We start from the raw sequence: 25,794 nt of genomic DNA, 5'->3' as shown, positions 1-25,794 counted from the left end.
GCCCTAACCACATGATCTGAATGAACTTGCCGGAAAATCAACCGCTTAGCGATTGATTGGTGCCCAGGAAAGGACTCGAACCTTCACCTCTTGCAAGACTGGTACCTGAAACCAGCGCGTCTACCAATTCCGCCACCTGGGCTCGCCGGGCGCTCGGCGCCGACGAAGGCTCGTTTAGGGGGTGGCATCGGTGGCGTCAATCGGGATTCCGCATGTGCGGGCGTTCGACCGCCCGGTGTGATCGTGGCGCTCGCCTCGGCGCGGATGGCCGGCCCGATGGCGGGCGCCAGCGCGTCAGAGGCTCGGCGCCGGCTCGCCGTCCTCCACGTCCGGCGTGCGCGACCGGGACCGGCGATCGAGCAGCGACCGTCCGAGGGCGCGGAACGGCGCGACGAGCCGGCGGGCGTCCTCGGCGCGTTCCATGAAGCGCTCGCCGCTGCGGATCTCCTTGTCGAGGCGGGCCATAGTCCGGGCGAGCGACGGATCGTCGTCCTGCAGCCAAGTCTCGACCACGCGGGCGAAGGCGATGACGACGCCCTGGAGCTTGAGCCGGCCGAGCGGGCCCTCGGTATCGATCCCGGCAGCGGCCAGCATGTACCGGTGGGAGTTCAGGGCTACGCCGTTCAGGGCCAGCATCGACAGCACGTCGCCGCGCAGCGCGAACGAGATGCGCCGCAAGGCCGGCTTGTACGGCGTCATCGCGTCGAGCCGGCGCATCAGCACGTCGAACAGCCGCTCGCGGGTCGGCTCCTCGGCGAGGTCGGCACCGTCCTGCTCGAGCACCTTGCGGTCGATGATCCGGGCGAGGCCGGCGAGAATCGCGCCCTTCGACGGGAACAGGTCGCGCAGCTCCGCCAGGCTCAGACCCGCCTCGCGGGCGATGTCGCCGACCTCGATGTCGTTCCAGGGCTGCTCGGCCGCCAGCCGCATCAGCGCCTCCACCGCCGCCTCGCGCGGGGGCTGCGTCGGCGCCTCGTGATGGGCGCCGGGATCCGCCGGCTTGCGGCCCTTCTTCGGCGAGCCTGCTGTCTCGGTCATGCGGCCTGCTCCTGGCTGATCTCGCGCACGCTCCGAAGGGGCGACGCGCCTCGTGACGATCGACGCGCGAAACGGCCGATCCTGTCTCGCTCCCTATGTAGGGACGCGGGCGGACGAGGGCAGTGCCTTTGTGCGCGCTTGCCGCACGAGGGCGATGGCACGTCATGCCCATAGGGCGCACGCGAGGCGCGGTGTTCGACGATGGCGGCACGATCGCGCGCCGGCCTTGCCCGCCCTGCTCTCCATCGCGGCCGTGGTCGGCAACGCGGTCGTGGATCATGGGCCGAAGGCGCTTGCGGCGCCGGCGCGGTGAGCGACAGGCCTCTCATCGCGGGATGACGGGACCGCGAAGCGCTCGGATCGACCGCCCGAACGCGATGTCCGCGCCCCGATCGAAGATGCGCGTGCGCCGAAGCGTCCCCTACTCCGCGGCAACCCGAGGCGGCGCCGGGTAGCCCCGCCCATCGTTGGCGGGATGGCCGGAAGGCGCGCGCCCCGCCTCCTCCGGGTCGTCGCGCGCGCCGACGAAGCGGGAGAACAGGCGGACGATCAGGCGGGAGAGGTCGTCCATCAGCACGAAGATCGCCGGCACGAAGACCAGCGACAGGCCGGTGGAGACGATGAGGCCGCCGATCACCGCGATCGCCATCGGGGCCCGGAACTCGCCGCCGATGCCGAGCGCCATCGCGGAGGGCACCATGCCGGCGGCCATGGCGATCGTGGTCATCACGATCGGCCGCGCGCGCTTGCGGCCGGCATCGATGATCGCGGTGGCGCGGTCGACGCCGCGACCCATCTCCTCGACGGCGAAATCGACGAGCATGATCGCGTTCTTCGTGACCACGCCCATCAGCATGAGGATGCCGATGACGACGGGCATCGAGATCGGCTTGTGGAACACCAGCAACCCGAGGATCGCGCCGCCGATCGACAGCGGCAGCGAGAACAGGATCGTCATCGGCTGCAGGAACGAGCCGAACAGCAGGATCAGCACGCCGAACACCATCATCAGCCCCGCGCCCATGGCGAGGGCGAAGCCGGAGAACACCTCGCCCATCACCTCGGCGTCCCCGGTCTGGCTGATGGTCACGCCCGGCGGCAGGGCCTGGGCGGTCGGCAGGTGCATGACCTGGTCGATCAGCGAGCCGAGGGCGTCCGAGCCCTGCATGTCGCCTTCCAGCGCCACGCGGATCGCCCGGTCGTAGCGGTCGATCGCGGTCGGGCCCTGCCCGAGAGACAGGTCGGCCACCGTCGAGAGCGGCACCGCGGCGCCGCCCTTGACCGGGACCTTGAGGGTCTCGAGCTGGGCGAGGTCGCCGCGCAGGGTCTCGGGCAGCTGCACCCGGATCGGCACCTGACGGTCGCGCGCGTTGAACTTGGCGAGGTTGGCGCCGATGTCGCCGATGGTCCCGACGCGCACCGTCTCGGCGATCAGGTCGGTGGAGACGCCGAGATCGGCCGCGACCCCGGCCTTGGGGCGGATGCGGATCTCGGTGCGGTCGAGCGGCGCGGTCGAGATCACGTTGACGAGGTGGGGCACCTGAGCCGCCTCGCGCTGGAGGCGCTGCGACACGTCGGCGACCACCGCCTTGTCGGGGCCGGCGATGATGAGCGCGAGATCGCGCTGGCCGCCCTCGCGCAAAGCCCAGAACCGGATGTCGGGCTGCTGCCGCAGGATCGCGCCGACGGCGACGTCGACCTCCTTCTGCGTGCGGTGTCGCGTGTTCTTCGGCGTCAGGTTGATGGTCAGCGAGGCGAGCCGCACCTCCTTCTTCCCCGGCAATTGCCGGCCGCCGTCGACGAACACGCTGCGGACCTCGGGCAGCGTCCGGATCTTGTCCACCAGCGCGTCGGTGACGCGCGTGGTCTCGGCGAGCTTGGCGCCGGGCGGCAGCTCGACCACGAACAGCGTGCGGGCCGCGTCCTCGGCCGGCAGGAAGCCGGACGGCAGCAGGCCGGTGGACAGGATGGAGGCGGCAAAGCAGGCCAGCCCCGCCACCAGCGTCACGAACTTGTGCCGCACCGACCACGCCACGAGGCGGGTGTAGCCGCGCATCACGACGCCTTCGCGCGTGTCCTCCGGCCCGTGGTCGCGCAGGAAGTAGGCGGCGAGCAGCGGCGTGATCAGGCGCGCGACCAGCAGCGACATGAACACGGCGGCCGCGATCGTCAGTCCGAACTGCTTGAAGTACTGCCCGGCGATGCCGCCCATGAACGAGACGGGGGCGAAGATCGCGATGATCGTCGCGGTGATGGCGATGACCGCGAGGCCGATCTCGTCGGCCGCCTCGAGGGCCGCGCGATAGGGCGTCTTCCCCATCCGCATGTGACGGACGATGTTCTCGATCTCGACGATGGCGTCGTCGACCAGGATGCCGGTCACCAGCGTGATCGCGAGCAGGCTGACGGCGTTCAGCGAGAAGCCGAGCGCGTCCATCACCCAGAAGGTCGGCAGCACCGAAAGCGGCAGCGCCACCGCCGCGATCAGCGTCGCGCGCCAGTCCTTCAGGAACAGCAGCACGACGATCACCGCCAGCGCCGAGCCCTCCAGCAGCCCGAGCATCGCGGAATGGTAGTTGCCGACCGTGTTGGTGACGGAGGTGTCGATCAGGTCGAAGCGCACGCCCGGGTTGGCGGCGTGCAGCGACGCGATCCGGTCGGCCACGCCGACCGAGACCTCGGCGTCGCTGGCGCCGGCCGAGCGCGAGATCGCGAAGGCGACCACCGGCTCGCCGTTGAAGCGGGCGAAGGTGCGCGGCTCCTCGGCGGTGTCGGTGAGCGTGGCGAGCTCGTCGAGCAGCACCTTGCGGTTGCCGGAGACGACGATCGATGTGGCGCCGAGCGTGTCGAGGGTCGCCGAGGCCGCGAGCGTGCGGATCGACTGCTCCTGGCCGCCGACCTCGCCGCGTCCGCCGGCCATGTCGGCCGAGGTCAGGCGCAGCTGCCGGTTGACGTCGGCCGCGGTGATGCCGAGCGCGAGCAGCCGGTCGGGCTTCAAGGTGACGCGGACCTCGCGGGCGACGCCGCCGAGGCGCTCGACGCCGCCGACGCCCCGCACGCCCTGGATCGACCGGGCGACCACGTCGTCGACGAACCACGACAGGTCCTCCGGCGTCATCGCGGGCGCGGACGCGCCGTAGACCATGATCGGCAGGCCGGCGATCTCGACGCGGTTGATGATCGGCTCGTCGATGGTCCGCGGCAGGTTCAGGCGGATCTTCGAGACCGCATCCTTCACGTCGTTGACGGCCCGATCGGTGTTCACCTCGAGCCGGAACTCGATGGTGGTGACCGACGAGCCCTCGGTGATGGTCGAGAGGATGTGCTTGACGCCCTTCACGCCCGCCACCGAATCCTCGACCCACTTCGTGACCTGGGTCTGAAGCTCGGAGGGCGCCGCGCCCGACTGGGTGATCGTCACCGAGACGATCGGGATGTCGATGTTGGGAAAGCGCGTGATCGGCAGGGAGCGGAAGCTGACGAAGCCCAGCAGCATCAGGACGAGGAACAGGACGATCGACGGCAGCGGCTGGCGGATCGACCAGGCGGAGATGTTGAGGCGCATGACGTCGCCCCTAGCGCGCGGTCGCGTCGGCGAGCGGCGTCAGGGTCTCGGGCGGCACGGGCCGCACCCGGTCGCCGTCGCGCAGGAAGCTTCCGGCGCGCGCGACGACGGTTTCGCCGGCGGCAAGCCCGCTGCGAACCTCGGAGAACCCCGCGGCGGAGAGGCCGGGCACGACCTTGCGCGCCTCGACCCGCTCGTCCCTCACCACGAGGACCCCGGCGTTGCCGTCGGCCGCGAACAGGAGGCTAGAGACCGGGACCGCGACGCCGGTTCGCCGCGCCACCTCGACGGTGCCGCGGCCGAAGGCGCCGATGCGGAGCGCGGGATCGTCGCCGAGCGCGATGCGGACCTTGCCCAGCCGCGTGGTGCGGTCGACCTCCGGGTAGACCCGGCGGACCTTGCCGACGATCTTGCGCCCGTCCTCCAGGTCGAGCTGGGCCGGATCGCCGATCTTGATCCGCGGCAGCCAGGTCTCCGGCACCTCGCCTTCCAGCTCGATCTCGCCGCGCGCGATCAGGCGGAACAGCGGCTCGCCGGCCGCGGTCGCGGTTCCGCCGACGCGGGCGGTGCGGCGATTGACGATCCCGGCTTCCGGCGCGCGGATCGCGGCGCGGGCGCGCTTGAGCGCGATCTCGGCACCCGAGGCCTTGGCGGTGGCGAGATCGGCCTCTGAGGCCTGCAGGCCGCCGCGGGCCGAGGCGAGCCTGCCGTCCGCGCCCTGTGCCGCGGAGACGCGCTGCTCGAGGATCGCGGCGGTGGCGTTCCCGGTCTTGATCAGGGCCTGGGCGCGCTCCAACGACAGCCGCGCCTCGGTCTGGGCCGCCTCCGACTGCACGATCTGGCTCTTGGCCTGAACGATCGCGGCTTCGGCCCGGGCGACCGCCGCCGCGTTCGCGGCTTCCTGGGTCGCGATCATCTCGGTGGAGAGTTTCGCGAGCACCTGGCCGGCGGCGACCCGGTCGCCCTCCTCCGCCAGCAGCTCGATGATGCGGAAGCCCTCGATCTCCGGCGACACCAGGATCTCGTCGCGCGGCACCAGCGTGCCGGTGATGACCGCCCGCTCGACGATCTCCCGCGTCTGGGCCGGCACGACGCTGATCGCCGGCGCGATGGATTGCGGCTCGGGCACCGCCGCCGTCTCGACCGCGCCGGCGGTCGATGCGCCCGCGCAGAAGGCCGCCGCGAGGCCGGCGACACGCAGGGCGGCAACGAAGGATCGCATCACAGCAGTGGTCTCGCTGGCGGCCGCGGGCTCGCCTGAGCCTGCCCTGTCGCACCGCAGCCCGGCGTTTTGAAGGCACGCGCCGACGCCCCGGGGAGCGTAGACGACGGCATGGAAATAGGCGGCCGAATATCTGCAACCGCGCCGCATTGAGGACGTTAAGCTTTCAACATCCCATGCGACGGGGCTCCCATGAGCATCTTCCAGATTCGTCAGACCAAGAACGGCATCGTCCTGTGGACCGGCTCGGCCGGCGACGAGGCGACCGCCCTCGACGCGATGGCGCGCGAGGCCGGCTACCGCGACTTCCTCGCGCTGCCGGAATCGGTCCGCAGCAACGGCCTCGAAGCCGCGAAGCTCGACCTGATCTCCTGAGGGCGATCGCCCGGCCCGGGCGGGTCGGGCCTCACCCCATCCGACGACCATCGACCCCGTTCGGCCCCGGCCGTGCGGGGTCGATGCGTTTCACGGCACCGCGAACGCCTTGAGGTCGAAGGCGGGGTCGGCGGCCTGCACCGGCGTCGGCGTCCGTCCGGCGCCGAGGATGCGACGGGCCATCATGTGGTCGCCCGCGCGGTTGATCGACTCGACCGCGACCAAGCGCGCGCCGCGGTAGCGGAACACCGAGAACGCCTCGCCGGCACCCCGCCGGACCGACAGGTCCGACGGCCCCGAGAGGCCGGCGATCTGCAGCTTGTAGCGACCCTGGTCGCTCCAGAACCAGGGCAGCGCCGCGTAGGCTGCCGGCCGGCCGGCGAGGCGGGCCGCGAGGCACCGCCCCTGGTCGATCGCGTTCTGCACCGATTCGATCCGCACGGTGCCGTCCGCGGACAATCCCGTCGCGAAGGCGCTGGGATGGCGCGTACAGTCGCCGATCGCCGAGATCGCCGGGTCGTCCGTGGCGAGAAACGCGTCGACCCGGATGCCGTCCGCGACGGACAGGCCGGCCTCGGCCGCGAGCTCCTGGTTCGGCAGCACGCCGATCCCGACCACGACGAGGTCGGCCGGCAGCTCGCGATCGTCCGACAGGCGGACGGCGCCGGCGCGGCCGCCCTCCCCCGCGATCGATGCGACGCCGGCACCGAAGGCGAAGCGGACGCCGAGCCCCTCATGCGCGCCGCGGAAGAAAGCGCCGGTCTCGGTCGAGACCGCCCGCGCCATCGGGCGGTCAGCGGCCTCGATCACCGTCACGTCGAGGCCGCGCGCGGCGGCGACGGCCGCGAACTCAAGGCCGATGAAGCCGGCGCCGACCACGACGATCCGCCGCGCGATCTCCAAGGCCGCGCGCAGGGCGTCCGCGTCGGCGAGGTCGCGCAGCTGGCGCACGCCGGCAAGGTCGGCGCCGGGCACCGGCAGCGGGCGGTTGCGCGCGCCGGTGGCGAGAACGAGGTGATCGTACGGGAGGACGGTCCCGTCGCCGAGCCGCAGCGTCCTGGCCGCCCGGTCGATCGCGACGGCCCGGGTCTGCGAACGGACCGCGATGCGGTGCTCGGCGTAGAAGGCGTCGGGGCGAAGGTGCAGCCCCGCGGCGTCGGTCTTGCCGGCGAGATAGGCCTTCGACAACGGGGGCCGCTGATACGGGAGGCCCGGCTCGTCGCCAACGATGGTGACGGGATCGGCGAACCCGGCCTCGCGCAGCGACGCGGCGACCTGGAACCCCGCCTGCCCGCCCCCGACGACGACGAGGCCGGCGCTCACGCCCTGCCCCCGGCGGCGATCGCGGCGACCGTCTCCTGGCCGAGCACCTCGACCCCCGGCAACCAGCGGGCGCCGTCCTGCATCAGGTACTCCCAGAACGCGGCGGCCGCCGGACCCAGGACCTTGTCGGCCCGGCGGACCGCGTACCAGTCGCGCCGGATCGGCAGGCCCTGGACGTCGAGCAGAACCAGACGGCCGGCCTCGACCTCGGCGGAGACCGTGTGCGCGGAGAGCAGCGCGATCCCGAGCCCGGCCATCACCGCCTGCTTGATCGTCTCGTTCGAGCCGGAATCGATCCCGAGCTTCGCCCGCTTGATGATGATCCCGTTCATGAATTCCTCGAACACCGTGCGGGTGCCCGATCCGTCCTCGCGCACGAGGTAGGCTTCCTCGGCGATGTCGGCCTTGGTCAGCCCGCGGCGGCCCGCCAGGGGGTGGTTGGGATCGGCGATCAGCACCAGGGGGTGCGGCCCGAAGATCTCGGCCTCGATCGCGAAGTCGCGCGGCGGCCGCCCCATGATCGCGAAGTCGATCTCGTAGTTGCGCAGCGCCTCGACCGTGTTGCCGCGGTTGCGCACCGACAAGTTGATCTCGACGCCGGCATGCGCCTTCACGAAGCCGGCGATCACCTGCGGCGCGAAGTACTTCGCGGTCGAGACCACGCCGAGCGTCACCCGGCCGCCGGCGCCGCCCTTGAGAATGCGGAGCTTGTCGGCGCAGGTCTCCAGCACGGTGTTGATGCTGTCGATCGCCCACAGCATCTCGCGGCCGGCATCGGTCGGCTTCAACCCGGTCGGCGTCCGGTCGAACAGCAGCAGGCCCGCCTCCTCCTCCAGCTGGCGGATGCGGGCATAGAGGGCGGCCGAGGTGACGTTGAGCTCCTGGGCGGCCCGCGTCATGGTGCCGAGACGTGCCACCGCCGCGACGGCCTGAAGTTGCTTGAGGGACAGGTTGCGCATGCGCTGTTTTTAGTTTTTTTGTAATCGGCCGCAAGAAGTTTTAGATTTCTTGCCCACAGGCGGCGTCGGTCCCTGGTGAAGGGCGACCCGCGTGCGGTATCCTGCCGGCATTCGGGCAGGTAAGGCCTGCGGCAGGCGCCGTCGCACGCATGACGGCGCGGCAGGATCTCGGGCGGAAAGGCAAGCGGATGTCGACAGGTTCACCGGCACTCGGATCGCGGCTCGATGCATGCCTCGCCGAGGCTGTCGCGGCGGAGCCGCACTTGGCCGACACCGCCGCCGTGATCGCCGCGATCGCGGCGGCCTCCATCGACATCAGCGAGGTCATCGGGCGCGGAGCGCTCGGGGGCGACCTCGCGGCGGCCGGCCAGCACAACAGCGACGGCGACGTGCAGAAGGCGCTCGACGTGATCGCTCACCAGCGCGTCACGGAAGCCCTCCAGGGCGCGCCCGTCGCCGAGGTCGCCTCCGAGGAGGCCGAGGGCGTGATGCACCTCAACGCCGGGGCGCCGCTCGCGGTCGCGATCGACCCGCTCGACGGCTCGTCGAACATCGGCGTGAACATGGCGGTGGGCACCATCTTCGGCATCCGCCCGGCCGTGACCGCCGAGGGCGACCCGATCGCCTCCTTCACCACGCCCGGCACGGCGCAGACGGCGGCCGGCTTCGTCACCTACGGGCCGGCCACGGTGCTGATCCTGACGCTGGGCCACGGCACCCAGGTCTACGTGCTCGACCGTGCCGAGCGCGCCTTCCGCCTGACCCATGCCGCGCTCGAGGTGCCGGCGGCCGCCAAGGAATACGCGATCAACGCCTCGAACGCCCGGCATTGGGACGGCCCAATCAAGGCCTACATCGAGGATTGCCTGCGCGGCGCCGAGGGCCCGCACGACAAGGACTACAACATGCGCTGGCTCGGCTCGCTGGTGGCCGACGCGCAGCGCGTGCTGATGCGCGGCGGCGTGTTCCTGTACCCCGGCGACGGGCGCAAGGGCTACGCGCAAGGACGCCTGCGCCTGCTCTACGAGGCCGCCCCGATCGCCATGCTGATGGAGCAGGCCGGCGCCGGCGCCACCGACGGCGAGCGCCGCATCCTCGACATCGCCGCCGCCGGCATCCACGAGCGCGTGCCGCTGGTCTTCGGCTCGGTCGAGGAGGTCGCCAGCGTCGCCAAGTACTACGACGGGCGCAACCACGCCGCCGGGCGCTCCCCCCTGTTCGGGCAGCGCGGGCTGATGCGCTCGTGACCTCGGGACACGCCCGGTAGCAGCATGTCGGCGCGGCATCCGATCATCTCGGTCACCGGTTCCTCGGGGGCCGGCACGACCTCGGTGCGCAACACCTTCGAGCAGATCTTCCGGCGCGAGGACGTGTCGGCGGTCTACATCGAGGGCGACGGCTTCCATGCCTTCGACCGCGAGACGATGCACGCGATGATGGCGGCGGAGCCGACGCTCTCGCACTTCGCGCCGCGCGCCAACCTCCTGCCGGAGCTCGAGGAGGTGTTCCGCACCTACGGCGAGTCCGGGCGGGGCCGGACCCGGCACTACGTCCACGACGTCGAGGACGCCGCGCGCTACGGGCGGCCGCAGGGCAGCTTCACCGAGTGGGAGGATTTCGCGCCCGGCTCCGACCTGCTGTTCTACGAGGGCCTGCACGGCTGCGTCGTCGACCAGACCCTGGACCTCGCGCGCTACCCCGACCTGAAGATCGGCGTCGTGCCGGTGATCAACCTCGAATGGATCCAGAAGCTGCACCGGGACCGGTCGTTCCGGGGCTATTCGACCGATGCGGTCACCGACGTGATCCTGCGGCGGATGCCGGATTACGTGCAGACCATCTGCCCGCAATTCTCCTGGACCGACATCAACTTCCAGCGGGTGCCCACGGTCGACACCTCGAACCCGTTCATCGCCCGCTGGATCCCGACGGCCGACGAATCGATGGTGGTGATCCGCTTCAAGGACCCCAAGGGCATCGACTTCTCGTACCTGCGCTCGATGCTCGAGGGCAGCTTCATGAGCCGGGCCAACTCGATCGTCATCCCCGGCGGCAAGCTCGACCTCGCGATGCAGCTCATCCTCACGCCGATCATCATGCAACTCGTCGAGCGCAAGCGCCGGCTCGCCTGACCGCACGGGTCGTCGCGGGCAATAAGTCCGGCTGTTTTGGCCGGGCTTCCCCACCCCTCATCAGCCCGCGCGAGGGCGTGTCGGCCCCGCGCGTCTCGGAACCTGCCGCATGCCAAAGGCCATCATCGCCCCCTCGATCCTGTCGGCCGACTTCGCACGGCTGGCGGAGGAGACCCGCGCCGTGGACGCGGCCGGCGCCGACTGGATCCATCTCGACGTGATGGACGGGCATTTTGTGCCCAACATAACCTTCGGGCCGCCGGTGGTGAAGGCCTTGCGCCCGCACACGAAGAAGTTCTTCGACGTGCACCTGATGATCGCGCCGGCCGACCCCTACCTCGCGGCCTTCGCGGACGCCGGCGCCGACGGCATCACCGTCCACGTCGAGGCCGGGCCGCACAGCCATCGCTCGCTCCAGACCATCCGAAGCTTGGGCAAGCGCACCGGCATCGCGCTCAACCCGGGAACGCCCGCCGCGATGGTCGAGCCGCTGCTCGACCTCGCCGACATGGTGCTGGTGATGACGGTGAACCCGGGCTTCGGCGGCCAGAGCTTCCTCGGCAGCGCCCTGGAGACGGTGGCGCGGGTGAAGGCGATGATCGCGGGCCGCGCCATCGACATCCAGGTCGACGGCGGCGTCGACGCCGAGACGGTCGGCCGTGCGACCGCCGCCGGCGCCAACGTGTTCGTCGCCGGCAACGCGGTGTTCAAGGACGGCCCCGACCGCTACGCCGAGCGGATCGCCGCGATCCGCGCCGGCGCCGAGGCGGCGCGCGGCCGGGCGATCCGATGCTGATGGCGACCTCATGCTGAAGGCGCTGATCTTCGACGTCGACGGGACGCTGGCCGAGACCGAGGACCTGCATCGCCAGGCCTTCAATCACGCCTTCTCCGAGCTCGGCCTGCCCTGGCACTGGGACCCGGCGTGCTACGCCGACCTGCTGACGGTGATGGGCGGGAAGGAGCGGCTCGCCCACTACGTCGCGACCCGCCACGGCGATGCCGCGGGCCTGCGAGCGCGCATGCCGGAGATCCACACCCGCAAGACCGCGATCTACGGCGGCCTCGTCGCGGAGGGCGCGCTCGCGCTCCGCCCAGGCGTCGCGAGGCTGATCGCCGAGGCGCGGGCGGGCGACGTCCGGCTCGCGATCGCGACGACCACCACCCGCGCCAACGTCGACACGCTCCTCGCCGTCAACTTTCCGGCCGGCGACCGCCCCTTCGACGTGATCGCCTCGGGCGACGAGGCCGCCCGCAAGAAGCCGGCCTCCGACATCTTCGATCTCGCGGTGCAACGCCTCGGCATCGCGCCGTCGGAGGCCATCGCGTTCGAGGATTCCGCCGCCGGCATCCGCTCGGCGCTCGATGCCGGCCTGCCGGTGCTGGCGACCCGCAGCCGCTACACCGAGAGCCACCGCCTCGACGGTGCGTTCTCGGCGGTGTCGGATCTCGGCGAGCCGGGGCATCCGCACCGGCACGTCTTCGGGTTCGCGTGGGCGGACGGGGTGGTGACGCTCGCGGGCCTGAGGGAGTGGCACGCGAGCGCCTGACCCATCAGTCGCGACGGGCGAGCCGGCGACCGGCCGACTGCCGGCGCGCATCGTGCCGCCCCTGCGCTTCCGTCGCGAACAGCATCGTCCCCGCGACGAGGCCCAGTGCCGCGGCAAGCCCGAGCTTCAGCCATTTCGGGTCGGCGGCGGCGACGTGGCCGACGGAGCGGTCGTCGAAACGGCCATGGGCGCCGGGATCGGTGTCCACCGGCTCGTAGAGGTTGTCGGCTCGGTGCTTGTTGGCGCGCACGCTGGTCATCTCCCCGCGATATCCGTGACGGGCGAGATACCCGTCGATCCAGCCCGGGATCACCATGTTGCCGACGATCGCCTTCCAGGCCGACGTCCCGATCCAAAGCTCGCGCGGCGCCGCCTGCGCGGCCGCGTAGACGTGGCGGGCGATCGCCTCGGGCTGGTAGATCGGCGGCACCGGCTCGAGCTTGCGCGGCAGCACCGAGCGGGCCCAATCGAATTGCGGCGTGTTCACCGCAGGCAGCTGCACCATCGTCAGCCGCACCTTGCTGCCGTCGTGCAGCAATTCGCTGCGCAGCGAGTCGACGAAACCGCGCACCGCCGCCTTGGCCGCGCAATAGGTCGCCTGCAGGGGGATCGAGCGGTAGGCCAGGGCCGAGCCGATATGGACGATGGTGCCGGAATCCTTGGGCACCATGTGCTCGAGCGCGGCGAGCGTGCCGTGGACCTGGCCGAGATAGGTCACCTCGGTGACGCGACGGAACTCCTCGGCGGAGGTCTGCTGGACGGGCGCGTAGACCGTCACCATCGCGTTGTTGACCCAGACGTCGATGCCGCCGAACGCCGCGACGACCTCGGCGGCCGCCTGGCACACCGCGTCCGCGTCGGCGACGTCGGCCGCGAACGCCATCGGGCGTCCGCCGGCCCGCACCACGTCCTCGATCGTCCCGTGGAGGCCGGCCTCGCCTCGGGCGATCAGGCCGACGTTCCATCCATGCCGGGCGAACTCGCAGGCGACCGCCCGGCCGACGCCGGCGCTGGCGCCCGTGACCACGACCGTCCGTTTCCGCTCAACCTGTTTTCGCATTCTGTCCTCGTCGGCGCGCCGGTCGGCCACGGTTCGGGAACGCCCGTCGCCGCTGATCTTTCCGTCGTCGGCCGATCGCGTTCGCGTGTGCCGCCCGCGTTGCCTCCCCGCGCCGCACGCGCGTATAAACCGCGGCATCCCCGCCCGGCGGCGTCGAGGGCGCGAGCCCTCCGCCGCCAAGACCCAAAGAACGCGCGACGCCATGGCCGGCCATTCCCAGTTCAAGAACATCATGCACCGCAAAGGCCGGGTGGACGCCGTCCGCTCGAAGCTCTTCGGGAAGCTCGCCCGCGAGATCACGGTGGCGGCCAAGCTCGGCCTGCCCGATCCGGCGATGAACGCACGCCTGCGCGCGGCGATCATCGCGGCCCGCGCCGAGAACGTGCCCAAGGACAACATCGAGCGGGCGATCAAGAAGGCGGCCGGTGCCGACGGGGAGACCTACGAGGAGATCCGCTACGAGGGCTACGGCCCAGGCGGTGCCGCGCTGATCGTCGAGGCGCAGACCGACAACCGCAACCGCACGGCCTCCGACGTGCGCTCGGCCTTCACCAAGTCCGGCGGGAGCCTCGCCGAGACCGGCGCCGTCGCGTTCATGTTCGACCGTGTCGGGGTGGTCGGCTTCGCGGCCTCGGTCGCCGACGCCGACACGATGCTGGAGGCGGCGATCGAGGCCGGCGCCGACGACGTGCGCTCCGACGAATCCGGCCACGAGATCACCTGCGCGCAGGACTCCTTCGGCGAGGTCACCAAGGCCCTGGAGGCGCGCTTCGGCGAGCCGACCCGCACCGGCCTCGTCTGGAAGGCGCAGAACACGATCGACGTCGACGACGAGACCGGCGAGAAGCTGATCCGCCTCGTCGAGGTGATCGAGGACCAGGACGACGTGCAGAACGTCTACGTCAACTTCGCCCTGTCCGACGCGCTGGTGGCCAAGCTCGAGGCCTGAGGCGCGAGACGCGGGGCGCGGGCGTCAGCGGGGCGAGGCCGCCCCGCTGCGGTCGCAGCGGTAGGGCGCGACCCCGATCGCCGGGTCCTGCAGCACGCGGCCGCCCGAGGCCTCGCAGCGGACCTGGAAGGAATCGTGCGGCCCCCAGAAGCTCCAGATCGTGAACATCGGCAGCACCATCATCAGGCAGACGCTGCCGATGACCATGCCCGCCGCCCAGGCGTTGCCGCGCAGCGGTTTCGGCGGCTCCGGCCGCATCGGCGGCAGCGGCGCGAGGAAGGCCAGGGTCGGCACCAGCCAATCGAGGGTGTTCATCCGCCAGCCCGCCCGCAGTTTCGGCCCGCATCGTGGCGCGCCGCGAAGCCGACGGTAGTTCGATCGCCTCAGTTTCGAAAGTCGGTCAGCCGCGACCGTTTGGCGAAACCCTTCGTTCACGCTATGTGCTCAGACAGAGCCGGTACGGCGTTCCGGCCGTGCGGCCAAGGTCCGGTTCATGACGCCCATCCGCATCCTCGGCATCGATCCGGGCCTGCGCCGCACCGGCTGGGGCGTCGTGACGGTGACGGGGGCGAAGCTCGCCTACGTCGATTGTGGCGTCGTCACCTCGGACGGCGACCTGCCGCTGGCGCTGCGCCTGCGCGAATTGCACGAGGGCATCACCCGGGTCGTGCGGGACTTCTCGCCCGACGAGGTTTCGGTCGAGGAGACCTTCGTCAACAAGGACGCGCAGGCGACGCTCAAGCTCGGGCACGCCCGCGCCATCGCCCTGCTGGTGCCGGCGCTCGCTGGCGTGCCGGTGTTCGAGTACGCGGCGAACCTGATCAAGAAGTCGGTCTGCGGCTCGGGGCATGCCGAGAAGGCGCAGATCCAGGCGATGGTGCGCTTCCTGTTGCCGAAGGCCGAGTTCAAGCTGGCGGATGCGGCCGATGCGCTCGCCATCGCCATCACCCACGTCAACCATCGCGGCGCCCATGCGCTCAAGCGCGCCAACCCGCCGCCCGGCGCGGCCGGGCCGGGCGCCGCGCGGATCGCGGCGGCGTTGGCCAAGCTCGGCTGAGGCCGATCAGTTCACCGCCTTGAACTCGCCTTCGAGGCGCAGGACGACCTCGTCGCCGAGCATCGGCAGGTAGGCGTCGATGCCGAAGTCCGACCGCTTCAGCACGGCGCGGCCGTCGAAGCCGACGGTGTAGGCCTTGTCGACGGGATGGATGCCGGCCTGGTTGAAGGTCGCGTCGAAGGCGACCGGCTTGGTGACGCCGCGCAGCGTCAGGTCGCCGGTGACGCGCGCCGTGGTCGGGCTCGTCGCCTCGACCGCGGTGGCGGCGAAGGTCGCGCTCGGGAACTTCGCGGTGTCGAAGAAGTCGGGCGCCTTGAGATGCGCGTCGAGCTTCGGGTTCACGCCGGTGATGCTGTCGGTGCCGATCGTGACCTTGAGCCGGATCTTGGTCGCGTCCTTGGGGTCGAGGGTCGCGTCGCCGGTGACGTCGGTGATCTGCCCGTAATAGGTCGAGAAGCCGAGATGGCTCAGCGACCAGGTGATCTTGGCGTGGTCGGGATCGAGGCGGTAGGTGCCCGGCCGGACCTGCGTCGGGTCGGCGCTGGGGGCAGTCGCGGTGTCGGCGGCCCGCGCCGGCGAGAGGGCGAGCGTCTGGGCGAGTGCCAGGGCGAGGAGAAGCAAGGGTCCGCGCATCGGGATCGCCTGGGTTGTAACCGACCGTTTCCCTGCCCTGATCCCACGAAGCTCGGCCGCTCTCAAGACTGGCCTGCAGAAAGACTCGCCACGCTTCGCCGGATGGCGGCGATGCGCGGCATTCTGTAGGCAGCGGACGGCACGCTGGACGCGGCAGCGCGAATGATCGGGATTTCATGATCGGGAAGCTCAAGGGCGTGGTCGATTCCTACGGCGGGGATTTCGTCCTGCTCGACGTCCAGGGAGTCGGGTACGAGGTGCATTGCTCGGCGCGCACGCTTCAGCGCCTGCCGAAGCCCGGCGAGCCGGCCGTCCTTTCGATCGAGACGCATGTCCGCGAGGACATGATCCGCCTCTACGGCTTCCGCTCGGATGCCGAGCGCGAGTGGTTCCGCCTGCTCCAGACCGTGCAGGGCGTCGGCTCCAAGGTCGCCCTCGGGCTGCTCTCGGTGCTGGAGCCGCCTCAGCTCGCCTCGGCGATCGCCATGGGCGACAAGACCGCCGTCGCGCGTGCGCCCGGCGTCGGCCCGCGGCTGGCCGCCCGGCTGGTGGCCGAACTCAAGGACAAGGCGCCGGCCTTCGCGCCGATCGATCCGGCGCTCATCGCCTTGTCGGGCGCGGTCGAGAACCGCTCCGCGCCCCAGCCCGTCGCCGACGCGATCTCGGCGCTGGTCAACCTCGGCTACGCCCAGCTCCAGGCCTCGGCCGCGGTCGCCGCTGCCTTGAAGGCTGGCGGCGAGGACGCCGAGGCGAAGGTTCTCATCCGGCTCGCGCTGAAGGAGCTGGCGCAATAGGGAGCCGCGAAACGCGACGACGCGATCCAATCGTGCGCTCGTGATCGCCGGAGCCTTGACCCATACGGTGCCGGATGGCATGTGGCGTTCGCTAACACGTTGAAAACGCTTAGTTTTCAAGAGTTCTAAACTGGCGACGGTCGAGGACCGGGACGACGCACGGCGAGCGCTCTCGAACGATTCGAGGGCGTCGAAGGAAACGAGCCTCCAGCCATCGGGTTTTGGATCGTATGATCGTCTGTTCCTGCAACGTCCTCTCGGATGGCGCCGTGCGCGGGTGTCTCGGCCCGGGTCCTGGCTGCCCACGCACGCCGGCCCAGGTCTACGCCTGCCTCGGCTGCAGCCCGAAATGCGGGCGTTGCGCCCGCACGATCCGCTCGATCATGCAGAACGCCCTCGCCGCCGCGGCGCTCGAGGCGGGACAGGACGCCCATGCCTGCGCGACGGGTTGCGCAACCGGCTGCAGTTTGGGAAAGGTCCAGCCTGCAGAGGAGGGGATCGCCGCCTGAGGCGTAGCCCGGCTTTTCCCTCGCACGGCCAAGGGGAGAACGGGTTTCATGAAGGGCGACATCAAAGTCATCGAGTATCTCAACCGCGGCTTGCGCAGCGAGCTGACCGCTGTGAGCCAGTACTGGCTCCACTTCCGGATGCTCAACGACTGGGGCTACATCGACCTCGCCAAGTTCTGGCGCAAGGAATCGATCGAGGAGATGAACCACGCAGACCGGTTCGTCGACCGGATCCTGTTCCTCGACGGCTTCCCCAACCTCCAGGAGCTCGATCCCCTGCGGATCGGCCAGAACGTCGAGGAGATCATCGCCTGCGATCTCGCCGCCGAGTGCGAGGCCCGCGCGCTCTACCTCGAAGCCGCCAAGTACTGCGATTCGATCAACGACCGGGTGTCGAAGCGCCTATTCGAGGATCTGGCCGAGGACGAGGAAGGCCACATCGACTTCCTCGAGACCCAGCAGGAACTGATCCGCCAGATCGGCCTGCCGCTTTACGCCCAGCGCCACGTCGGCGGCCTGGAGCCGATCGCCCCCGAAGCCGAATGAACGGGATGCGGGATCGCCGGGGACCTCCGGCGATCCCGCGCGATGCTCAGTAGAGCCGGGTGCGGTAGGCCTCCTCGGTCGAGCGCTCGGCATCGGCGACGCTCACGGTGCCGGTCTGCTCGGCGAGGATGCGCCCGAGGCTCGGGAAGCTCTTGCGCTCGACCTGCGCCTCCGGCGACCACAGCTTGGCCCGCATCAGCGCCTTGGCGCAGTGGAAGAACACCTCCTCCACCGCGACGCGCAGACCCGTCACCGGGACCTTGCCCTGGGCGACCAGGGGCGCGAGCATCTCGGCCGACGTGACCAGCGCCGCGCGCCCGTTCACCCGCAGCGTCTCGTCGATGCCCGGCACGAAGAAGATCAGCCCGACCCCGGGATTGCCGAGCACGTTGCCGAAGCTGTCGACGCGGTTGTTGCCGCGGCGGTCCGGGATCAGCAACGTCGCGTCGTCGAGGATCCGGACGAAGCCGGGAGCGTCGCCGCGCGGGCTCGCGTCGGCCCGGCCTTCCGCGTCCATCGAGGCGAGCACCAGGAAGGGCGAGAGCACGATGAAATCGCGCGCGAAGTGATCGAGCCGCGGGAGCACCTTGTGCTCGGCCATCGGCCTGATCGCGCCGACATGCGTGCGCAACGCCTCGGGAACGCCGAGAATCGTGTCGTCGATCGTCCCGCTCAAGCGGCATCCTCCGGGTTCGGGCCGTCGCGGCCCTCTGACATGGCCTCGAGCCGGCCGGCACGCGCGATCGCCGCGCGAGACCGGACCGGCTCCGACCGAGCCTGCACCTCGGCCCCGGGCTGCACAACCCGCGCCACGGCCTGGCGACGGCCGACGCCGGTGTCCGTCGATGTCGTCGGCAAACCTGCATCGGAGCCTTGACGGCGCGACCGCCCGGCCCTTGATCCTCGCCGCGACGATCGAGAGGCAGGGCGCATGATCGAATCCGCATCGAACGAACGGCTGCCCCCGGCGCTGCGCGGCACGCTGGCCCTGCCGGTGATCGCCGCGCCGCTGTCCATCGTGTCGGAGCCCGACCTCGTAATCGCCCAGTGCCTGTCGGGCATCGTCGGGTCGTTTCCAGCGCTGAATGCCCGGCCGGCCGAACGCCTCGACACCTGGCTGTCGCTCATCACCGGCACGCTCGCCGCGGCGCGGGCGGCCGAGCCGACGCGGCGGATCGCGCCGTTCGCGGTCAACCAGATCGTCCACGCCTCGAACGACCGGCTGGCCCGGGACGTCGCCGCCTGCGTCGCCCACGCGGTCCCGATCGTCATCACCTCGCTCAGGGCGCCCGACGCCGTGGTGCGGCCGATCCACGGTTACGGCGGCGTGGTGTTCCACGACGTCACCACCGTCCGGCACGCGGAGAAGGCGCTGGAGGCCGGCGTCGACGGGCTGATCCTGGTCTGCGCCGGCGCGGGCGGGCATGCCGGCACGCTGAGCCCGTTCGCCCTGCTCGGCGAGGTGCGGCGCTTCTACGACGGGCCGATCATCCTGTCGGGGGCGATCACCACCGGCAGCGCGATCCTCGCCGCACAGGCGATGGGCGCCGACCTCGCCTACATGGGCACGCGCTTCATCGCGACGGCGGAGGCCAACGCCGCCGACGGCTACAAGGCGATGATCGCGGAAAGCGCGGCCGCCGACATCCTCTACACCCCGTTCTTCACCGGCGTGCCCGGAAACTACCTGAGCCCCAGCATCCGCGCCGCCGGGCTCGATCCCGAGAGCCTGCCGGATGTCGACAAGAGCGCGATGAACTTCGGCAGCAGCCGGGCGAAGCCGTGGCGCGACGTGTGGGGTGCCGGCCAGGGCGTCGGGACGATCGCGGACGCGCCGCCCGTGGCGGACGTGGTCGCACGGCTCGCGCGCGAATACGCGGCTGCCCGCGCACGCCTGGGGGCCGCAGCCTACTCGGCTGCCTGAGGCCAAGGCAGTCGCCGATTTCGGGCGGCCTGCACATCCGGACCGTCCGCCTCGGCCAGTTCCGTCCGGCTGCGGCCGTTGCGCTTGGCGCGGTAGAGCGCGAGGTCGGCCCGGCGCATCAGGTCGTCGAAACGCTCATGTCCCGGCGTGCTCACCGCCACGCCGATGCTGCAGCTGACCTCGAGGTGCGGCAGCGTCGGCAGGCGCAGGGCGGCGAAGGCGCGGCCGAAGCGGACCGCCTCGCGCCGGGCGGCCTCCGGGGTCTGGACCGGGATCAGGCACGCGAACTCCTCGCCACCGAGCCGGCCGAACGCGCGATCGCCCGGCAGCAAGGCCCGCCCCAGGGCGCAGAAACCGACCAGCACCCCGTCGCCGACCGCGTGGCCGTAGGTGTCGTTCACACGCTTGAAGTGATCGAGGTCGAACAGCAGCAGCGCGCTCGGCAAGGGCCGCGCCAGCATCGCCTCGGCCTCCAGCACGAAGGCGCGGCGGTTGGCGATGCCGGTCAGCGGATCGACCGATGCGGCGAGCCGCTGTGCCCGCTCGGCCCGCTCCTTGGTCAGCGCCATGAAGGTGAAGGCGATGGCGATCGTGAACAGCATCGCGGCAAAGCACAGGATCGCGACCCAGCGCGATTGCAGGGCGTCTGGGCTGGTCGGCAGGGGGGCGAGGAAGGCTGCGGGGATCCGAACCGCGTAGCAGAGCCCGTAGATGCACAGCAGGATCATCGCGGGGTAGCGCGAGACCAGCCGTTCCGCCCGGCCGCGCCAGATCTCGTAGGCGCTCGCCGCGCAGAAGAGGGTTGCGATCGACGAGGCAAGGACGACCCGCGCCGCGATCGAGCCGTAGAACGCCGGGACGAGGCAGGCCGCCGCGAAGGCGCCGCCGCTCAGGATCGCGATCGACAGGCGCAGGCTCCGCCCCTCGAAAGCCCGCACGCCGCTCCAGATCAGACCGTAGGCGGCGATCATCATCGCGTTGGCGACGCCGATGGAGAGCCAGTCGGGGATCGTGCCGCGCAGGGCCAGCCCGCCGGAGGCGATCGCGCCGACGAGGTGCGCGACGCCCCAGATCGCGAGGGCGTGCGTCCGACGTGCCTGGACCCACGACAGCACGAAGAGCACGCCCACGAGGAACGTGAGGACGAAGGTCACCAGTAGAAGGGTCGCGATGTCGAGACGCATGGTCCGCTTGACGTCTCCCGACGATCACTCCGATGGCCGAGACCACACATGTGATACGGCACCCGAAACTGAGCACAACATCAAACTAGAGCATAAACAACATCTAAACGCCCGTATCAGACCTGACTGATATCAAAACTCCATAACATAGGTTATCGGGATGACGGGCCAAATCCTTCATCCGTCGCCACGCTTGCTCCCCGTCGGCTCCAGCGGCGTGATCCGCAGGGTCGTGATGCGATTCTTCGCCTTGCGCAGGACCTGGAAGCGGAAGCCGTGGAAGTTGAAGGCGGTTCCCTGGTCGGGGATGGCGCGCGCCTCGTGGATGACGAGCCCGGCGATGGTGGTCGCCTCCTCGTCCGGCAGGTTCCAGTCCATCGCCCGGTTGAGGTCGCGGATCGGCACGCCGCCGTCGACGTTGACCGAGCCGTCGCCCTGCGGCCGCACGCCCGAGACGGTGACGTCGTGCTCGTCGGCGATGTCGCCGACGATCTCCTCCAGGATGTCCTCCAGGGTGATGAGGCCCATCACCTCGCCGTACTCGTCGACGACGAGGGCGAAGTGGGTCTTCTTCGAGAGGAAGGCCTTGAGCTGGTCGCGCAGGCTGGTGGTGTCCGGCACGAACCAGGTCTCGAGCGCCAGCGCCTCGACCTTGAGGCCGGACGCGTCGCCGCCGGCCGCGTCGAGGGCCCGGAGCAGGTCCTTGGCATGCAGCACGCCGACGACGTTCTCCGTGGTGCCGCGCCACAGCGGCATCCGTGTGTAGGGCGAGGCCAGCACCTCGCGCACGATCTCCTCGGAGGGCAGGTCGGCGTTGATGATCCGCATCTTGGTGCGGTGGACCATCACCTCCGAGACCGAGAGGTCGTTGAGGTCGAGCAGGCCGCCGAGCATGTCGCGCTCGGCCTTGGCCACCCCGCCCTCGCGGTGCAGCAGCGCGACCTGCCCGCGGATCTCCTCGGTCGGTGACAGGATCGACTGGTGGTCGCCGATCGTGACGCCAAACGGGCGCAGCATCAGCCGCACCAGGCTCTCGATCGCGAGCGCCGCCGGGCCCATCACCGTGACCGCGAAGGCGACGGGGCGGGCCATCATCAGGGCCGCCTTGTCGGGCTTCGAGATGGCGAGCGTCTTCGGCAGCACCTCGGCGAAGACGATCACCAGCACCGACATGCCGACGGTGGCGTAGATGACGCCGCTCTTGCCGAAGACCGCGGTCAGCACGCTCGTCATGAAGGCGGAGGCGCCGATCGCGACGATGTTGTAGCCGATCAGCATCGCGCCGATGAAGCGCTCGCGGATCGCCAGGATGCGGTTGACGATGCCCGCCCGCGCATCCCCCGCCTCCTCCAGGGAATGCATCCGCGCGCGGGACGCGGCGGTGAAGGCGGTCTCCGCGCCCGCGAAAAAGGCCGAGAGCAGCAGCGAGATCACGACGATGCTCGCGGCCAGCCAGAGGTCGGTGTAGGTTTCCATCGCGCCGGGTTTTCGAGCTCATGCCGTCGCGGCAGGCTCGGGATCGAGGCGCGACGGCGACATCCCTCATAGGGGATTCGGCGCCGGATTGCCCTATCGCCGGGCGCGTAGGGTCAGGATTTGGCCGGCACCGCCGGTCCCAGGCGCGGCACGGGGCGCTGCAGCGCCCGCGCGGCGATGCAGGCGAGCGTCGCGAGGCCGAGGAGGAAGCCGAAGGGGAGGCTCGTCGCCGCCATCGCCGGGCGCAGCAGCGCGACGAAGGGGGCGGCGAGCATCAAGGCCCGCTCGCGGTCGTGCAGGCCGCCGGCGCGGTGGGCGGCGATCGCGAGGAGGATCGTCGCTGGAACCAGAGGGACGAGGTCGTAGACCGGCACGTAGGGCGAGACCATCGGAGCCGCGGCGAGCAACGTCGCGGCGCGCAGGCCGAGGTCGCCGTTGCCGGCCCAGACCCGCCAGGCGACCGCGAGCGCCGCGAGGCTCGCGCCGATCTGCAGCGTCCAGGCCGCTGCGAACGAGCCGCCGGCCAGCCGGACCGCGCCGAAGGCGCTGGCGTTGAGATCGAGGCCGGCGCCGGCCTCCTGCAGGATGATCCGGTTGGTCTCCGACAGGCTCGCGACGAAGGCCTGCCAGGGCGCGAGCCCGAACAGGACGACCGAGGCGAGGCACAGGGCCAGCGCCGTGGCGAGGCAGGCGGCGAGCGCCTGTCGGCGGCCCGTCATGAGCAGCAGGAACGGCGCCAGCGCTGCGAGTTGCGGCTTGTAGGCGACGAGCCCGAAGCAGAGACCGGCGAGCCAGGGCCGCCGGTCGACCAGCATCGCTCCGAGCGTCAGCAATCCAGCGGTGACGAGGCCGTTCTGGCCGTACGCGAGATTGCAGAGCACCAGCGGGTGCGCGAGCCCGATCAGCACCGCGTCGCGCCGCCCGGTCGCACGGTGGAGCGCAGCGGCGAAGATCGCGAGCGAGAGGGTGATCCAGACGAGGAAGGCCCCTTGCGGGCTCAGCAACGCAAGGGGGGACGCCGCCAGAAGGAACACCGGCGGGTAATGCCACGCGAACCGGCATTCCGGCCCGAAGGCCGCAGCGAGGTTCTGAAGGTGCACCGGCAGGTCGTAGGCCTCCGTCGCGCGTCCGCCCAGCGCCGTCCGGCCGACCACCCAGACCTGGGCAAGATCGCTGCCCATCACGTCGCCGAGCCAGTTGTGGCGCGGATCGGGTCCGGTGCCGAAGGCGAGGTAGGCCAGCGCTAGGATCGTCGGAACCAGGAATGCGGCGGCCAGGCGCGCGAAGCGGAGCAGGCCGGCATCGTCGGCGAGACGTTCCCGCAGGCTGGCCGCGAAGCGCTCCGACGCGCTGACACCCTGCGACGCGCCCATGGTCCGACCCGAATCCTGGCCGAGCGCCAGCGCGGCGACGATAGGGCCGCGAGGTTCCGCCGCGGTTAATGCGGATCGGGCTCAGCCGGCCCGCAGCTCGTCCTGCAGGAAGGCGCGCACCGCGTCCCGCTCGATTCCCGGCGCGATGAAGCTCCGGCCGATGCCGCGGGCGAGGATGAAGGTCAGCGCGCCATCCTTCACCTTCTTGTCCTGCGCCATCGCGTCGAGCAGCGCGTTGGCGTCGCCGCAGCCGCCGGGCACGGCCTGGAGGGTGGTCGGCAGGCCGGCGAGCGCGAGGTGGTTGGCGACGCGGCCCGCATCCTGGCCCGCGCACAGGCCGAGACGGGCCGAGAAGCGGAACGCCAGCGCCAGCCCGATCGCGACGCCCTCGCCGTGGACGAGGCGGGCCGACTCGTAGCCGGTGAGGCGTTCCAGCGCGTGGCCGAAGGTGTGGCCGAGATTCAAGAGGGCGCGCTCGCCGTCCTCGCGCTCGTCGCGGACGACGACGCCGGCCTTGGCGCAGCAGCAGATCGCCACCGCCTCGTCGCGCTCCGGCCCGCCGGAGAAGATCCCGCGCCAATGGGCCTCGCACCAGTCGAAGAAGCCGGCATCGCCGATCAGCCCGTACTTGGCGACCTCGGCGTAGCCCGCCCGCATCTCGCGCTCCGAGAGTGTGTCGAGGGTCGCGGTGTCGGCGAGCACGAGGCGGGGCTGGTGGAAGGCGCCGATCAGGTTCTTGCCGAGCGGCGAATTGATCCCGGTCTTGCCGCCGACCGAGGAATCGACCTGGGCGAGCAGGCTCGTCGGCACCTGCACGAAGCGCACGCCGCGCCGCAGGGTCGCCGCGGCGAAGCCCGCGAGATCGCCGACGACGCCGCCGCCGAGGGCGACCACGAGGTCGCCGCGCTCGACCTTGTGGGCGAGCAGGCCGTCGCAGACCGACGCGTAGGTCGCGTAGGATTTCGAGGCCTCGCCCGGCGCCACCGCGACGAGTGCGGAGCGCAGGCCCGCTTCCTCCAGGCTCCTCCGCAGGGCGTCGCCGTAAAGCGAAGCCACGGTCTCGTCGCTGACGATCACCGCCGCCTTGCCGCCCAGCGCCGCCACGCGCGCGCCGGCGCCGGCGATGAGGCCGCGCCCGATCAGGATGTCGTAGTCGCGGCCCCGGTCGAGGGGGACGTGGACGGCGAGGGGCTCGGTCATGACAGCTTCACTGCGCGGCGACCGCGCGGCTCTCGTCCGGCGGGTTGAGGTAGGCGTCGAGGGCTTCGAGCACGTCCTGCACGACGCGGTCGTGGGCGACGTCGCGGGACAGCGCGGTCACGTCGGAGGCGGCATAGACCGGATGGCGCAGGTCCATCAGGTCGCGCATGGTCCGCTCGGGATCCTCGGTCTGGAGCAGCGGGCGGTTGCCGCGCTTGCGCACCCGCCGCATCAGCACGTCGAGCTCGGCCTTGAGCCAGACCGACACGCCCGATTCCGCGATCCGCGCGCGGGTCGACTCGCGCATGAACGCGCCGCCGCCGGTGGCCAGGACCAGAGGCCCCGCCCGCAGCAGGCGCGAGATCACGCGCTCCTCGCCGTCGCGAAAGCTCGGCTCGCCGTAGATCGCGAAGATGTCGGGGATGGTCAGGCCGGCGGCCGCCTCGATCTCGATGTCGGCGTCCTTGAAAATCAGGCCGAGCCGGCTCGCGAGGCGGCGGCCGACGGTGCTCTTGCCCGCTCCCATCAGGCCCACGAGCACGATCGAGCGCGAGCCGAGGGCCCGGCGCAGGCGCGCTTCGATCGGATCGCCCATCGGCTCGGGCGTGGTCATCGGGCGGGGCTCGGCATGGACGGCAAAGGGCGGGTCGGCGACGGGGCTGGGAGCGGGTGCGGCGGTGTCCCGGGTCTTATACCAAGTCTGCGGGGTTATCACCCATGCGGTCGGGCCCGCGGCCGCCGCCCCCTGAAATCTCGGAAAGGGCCCGGAGACGGCGTGGAGCCGGCCCGATGCGCCGGCCCATCGTCGCGGCGAGACGGGCGCAGGATGTGGCCTTCCGGGCCTTGCCAGCGCGGCGGCGGCATGGTGCAACCCGGGTCGCCGCGGCGCAAAACTTAAGTCCCCGCTGCGCCCTGCTCCATCGCG

General features: G+C 71.0%; 25 protein-coding genes and 1 tRNA gene. 11 read left to right on the top strand and 15 right to left on the bottom strand.

Translation table 11 applies throughout. The annotated features are described in order from the left end of the window. Positions 1-57: 57 nt before the first annotated feature. The 4 genes from FV227_RS06575 to FV227_RS06560 form a co-directional block, all read right to left on the bottom strand. Positions 58-142: transfer RNA gene (locus FV227_RS06575), tRNA-Leu, on the bottom strand. A 152-nt stretch (positions 143-294) separates the two neighbouring features. Next, positions 295-1,038: a TetR/AcrR family transcriptional regulator gene (locus tag FV227_RS06570; RefSeq protein ID WP_147858587.1), complete on the bottom strand. Its 744-nt coding sequence runs from the start codon at positions 1,036-1,038 to the stop codon at positions 295-297. A gap of 421 nt (positions 1,039-1,459) precedes the next feature. Then, complete coding sequence (locus FV227_RS06565; protein WP_147858586.1) at positions 1,460-4,603, bottom strand: efflux RND transporter permease subunit; 3,144 nt, start codon at positions 4,601-4,603, stop codon at positions 1,460-1,462. A gap of 10 nt (positions 4,604-4,613) precedes the next feature. Then, entirely contained in the window at positions 4,614-5,825 is a 1,212-nt protein-coding gene (locus FV227_RS06560) for an efflux RND transporter periplasmic adaptor subunit (protein ID WP_147727030.1), read from the bottom strand. A gap of 192 nt (positions 5,826-6,017) precedes the next feature. Here FV227_RS06560 and FV227_RS06555 point away from each other — a divergent pair, with 192 nt between their 5' ends. After that, entirely contained in the window at positions 6,018-6,200 is a 183-nt protein-coding gene (locus tag FV227_RS06555; protein ID WP_147727029.1) for a hypothetical protein, read from the top strand. A gap of 90 nt (positions 6,201-6,290) precedes the next feature. On the opposite strand, the gene FV227_RS06550 is transcribed toward FV227_RS06555, so the two are convergent. Further along, complete coding sequence (locus FV227_RS06550) at positions 6,291-7,523, bottom strand: FAD-dependent oxidoreductase (RefSeq protein WP_147727028.1); 1,233 nt, start codon at positions 7,521-7,523, stop codon at positions 6,291-6,293. Beyond that, the gene (locus FV227_RS06545; protein ID WP_147727027.1) at positions 7,520-8,482 is read right to left on the bottom strand and encodes a LysR family transcriptional regulator; all 963 of its coding nucleotides are present in this window, start codon (positions 8,480-8,482) and stop codon (positions 7,520-7,522) included. The genes FV227_RS06550 and FV227_RS06545 overlap by 4 nt, the downstream gene beginning before the upstream one ends. Positions 8,483-8,670: 188 nt before the next feature. On the opposite strand from FV227_RS06545, the gene FV227_RS06540 reads away from it, so the two are divergent. The 4 genes from FV227_RS06540 (at position 8,671) to FV227_RS06525 (ending at position 12,164) form a co-directional block, all read left to right on the top strand. Further along, on the top strand, positions 8,671-9,729 hold the full coding sequence (locus FV227_RS06540) for a class 1 fructose-bisphosphatase (RefSeq protein ID WP_147727026.1): 1,059 nt from the start codon (positions 8,671-8,673) through the stop codon (positions 9,727-9,729). A 24-nt stretch (positions 9,730-9,753) separates the two neighbouring features. Further along, complete coding sequence (locus FV227_RS06535; RefSeq protein ID WP_147727025.1) at positions 9,754-10,614, top strand: phosphoribulokinase; 861 nt, start codon at positions 9,754-9,756, stop codon at positions 10,612-10,614. A 109-nt stretch (positions 10,615-10,723) separates the two neighbouring features. Continuing rightward, entirely contained in the window at positions 10,724-11,410 is a 687-nt protein-coding gene (gene rpe / locus FV227_RS06530) for a ribulose-phosphate 3-epimerase (RefSeq protein ID WP_147727024.1), read from the top strand. Positions 11,411-11,420: 10 nt separating this feature from the next. Further along, positions 11,421-12,164, top strand: a complete 744-nt coding sequence (locus tag FV227_RS06525) for an HAD-IA family hydrolase (RefSeq protein ID WP_147727023.1) — start codon at positions 11,421-11,423, stop codon at positions 12,162-12,164. Between the two features lie 4 nt (positions 12,165-12,168). Here FV227_RS06525 and FV227_RS06520 read toward each other — a convergent pair whose 3' ends face one another. Next, positions 12,169-13,224: an SDR family oxidoreductase gene (locus FV227_RS06520; protein ID WP_147727022.1), complete on the bottom strand. Its 1,056-nt coding sequence runs from the start codon at positions 13,222-13,224 to the stop codon at positions 12,169-12,171. A gap of 202 nt (positions 13,225-13,426) precedes the next feature. Here FV227_RS06520 and FV227_RS06515 point away from each other — a divergent pair, with 202 nt between their 5' ends. Then, a complete protein-coding gene (locus tag FV227_RS06515) occupies positions 13,427-14,173 on the top strand; it encodes a YebC/PmpR family DNA-binding transcriptional regulator (protein WP_147727021.1) in 747 nt (248 codons plus the stop codon). A 24-nt stretch (positions 14,174-14,197) separates the two neighbouring features. Here FV227_RS06515 and FV227_RS06510 read toward each other — a convergent pair whose 3' ends face one another. Further along, positions 14,198-14,488: a hypothetical protein gene (locus FV227_RS06510; RefSeq protein WP_147727020.1), complete on the bottom strand. Its 291-nt coding sequence runs from the start codon at positions 14,486-14,488 to the stop codon at positions 14,198-14,200. 178 nt (positions 14,489-14,666) lie between these two features. Here FV227_RS06510 and ruvC point away from each other — a divergent pair, with 178 nt between their 5' ends. Beyond that, positions 14,667-15,230 carry a crossover junction endodeoxyribonuclease RuvC gene (gene ruvC, locus FV227_RS06505; protein ID WP_147841608.1) on the top strand — a complete coding sequence of 188 codons (564 nt, stop codon included), beginning with the start codon at positions 14,667-14,669 and terminating at the stop codon, positions 15,228-15,230. 6 nt (positions 15,231-15,236) lie between these two features. Here the strand turns inward: ruvC and FV227_RS06500 are convergent, their stop codons facing one another. After that, complete coding sequence (locus FV227_RS06500) at positions 15,237-15,863, bottom strand: YceI family protein (RefSeq protein ID WP_147727195.1); 627 nt, start codon at positions 15,861-15,863, stop codon at positions 15,237-15,239. 176 nt (positions 15,864-16,039) lie between these two features. Here FV227_RS06500 and ruvA point away from each other — a divergent pair, with 176 nt between their 5' ends. The 3 genes from ruvA (at position 16,040) to bfr (ending at position 17,712) form a co-directional block, all read left to right on the top strand. Next, positions 16,040-16,657 (top strand): Holliday junction branch migration protein RuvA, encoded by a 618-nt coding sequence (gene ruvA / locus FV227_RS06495; protein WP_147841607.1) that lies wholly within the window; start codon positions 16,040-16,042, stop codon positions 16,655-16,657. Between the two features lie 230 nt (positions 16,658-16,887). Next, positions 16,888-17,166, top strand: a complete 279-nt coding sequence (locus tag FV227_RS06490; RefSeq protein WP_147841606.1) for a (2Fe-2S)-binding protein — start codon at positions 16,888-16,890, stop codon at positions 17,164-17,166. A 48-nt stretch (positions 17,167-17,214) separates the two neighbouring features. Next, a complete protein-coding gene (bfr, locus tag FV227_RS06485; protein WP_147727192.1) occupies positions 17,215-17,712 on the top strand; it encodes a bacterioferritin in 498 nt (165 codons plus the stop codon). Positions 17,713-17,758: 46 nt separating this feature from the next. On the opposite strand, the gene FV227_RS06480 is transcribed toward bfr, so the two are convergent. Then, positions 17,759-18,388: a pyridoxamine 5'-phosphate oxidase family protein gene (locus FV227_RS06480; protein WP_281406253.1), complete on the bottom strand. Its 630-nt coding sequence runs from the start codon at positions 18,386-18,388 to the stop codon at positions 17,759-17,761. A gap of 255 nt (positions 18,389-18,643) precedes the next feature. On the opposite strand from FV227_RS06480, the gene FV227_RS06475 reads away from it, so the two are divergent. Next, entirely contained in the window at positions 18,644-19,636 is a 993-nt protein-coding gene (locus FV227_RS06475) for a nitronate monooxygenase family protein (RefSeq protein WP_147858585.1), read from the top strand. On the opposite strand, the gene FV227_RS06470 is transcribed toward FV227_RS06475, so the two are convergent. The 5 genes from FV227_RS06470 to FV227_RS06450 form a co-directional block, all read right to left on the bottom strand. Then, on the bottom strand, positions 19,621-20,820 hold the full coding sequence (locus tag FV227_RS06470) for a GGDEF domain-containing protein (RefSeq protein ID WP_147727190.1): 1,200 nt from the start codon (positions 20,818-20,820) through the stop codon (positions 19,621-19,623). The two genes, FV227_RS06475 and FV227_RS06470, sit on opposite strands and share 16 nt — an antisense overlap. 177 nt (positions 20,821-20,997) lie before the next feature. Further along, positions 20,998-22,296, bottom strand: coding sequence for an HlyC/CorC family transporter (locus tag FV227_RS06465; RefSeq protein ID WP_147858584.1), 1,299 nt, complete (start codon positions 22,294-22,296; stop codon positions 20,998-21,000). Between the two features lie 113 nt (positions 22,297-22,409). Continuing rightward, positions 22,410-23,669 (bottom strand): glycosyltransferase family 87 protein, encoded by a 1,260-nt coding sequence (locus FV227_RS06460; RefSeq protein ID WP_147858583.1) that lies wholly within the window; start codon positions 23,667-23,669, stop codon positions 22,410-22,412. 81 nt (positions 23,670-23,750) lie between these two features. After that, entirely contained in the window at positions 23,751-24,869 is a 1,119-nt protein-coding gene (aroB, locus tag FV227_RS06455; RefSeq protein ID WP_147858582.1) for a 3-dehydroquinate synthase, read from the bottom strand. A 7-nt stretch (positions 24,870-24,876) separates the two neighbouring features. Then, the gene (locus tag FV227_RS06450) at positions 24,877-25,482 is read right to left on the bottom strand and encodes a shikimate kinase (RefSeq protein WP_147727186.1); all 606 of its coding nucleotides are present in this window, start codon (positions 25,480-25,482) and stop codon (positions 24,877-24,879) included. Positions 25,483-25,794: the final 312 nt, after the last annotated feature.

This window comes from Methylobacterium sp. WL119, from assembly GCF_008039875.1.
Taxonomy (GTDB): Bacteria; Pseudomonadota; Alphaproteobacteria; order Rhizobiales; family Beijerinckiaceae; genus Methylobacterium.
This window is presented reverse-complemented; position numbering and strand designations above follow the sequence as displayed.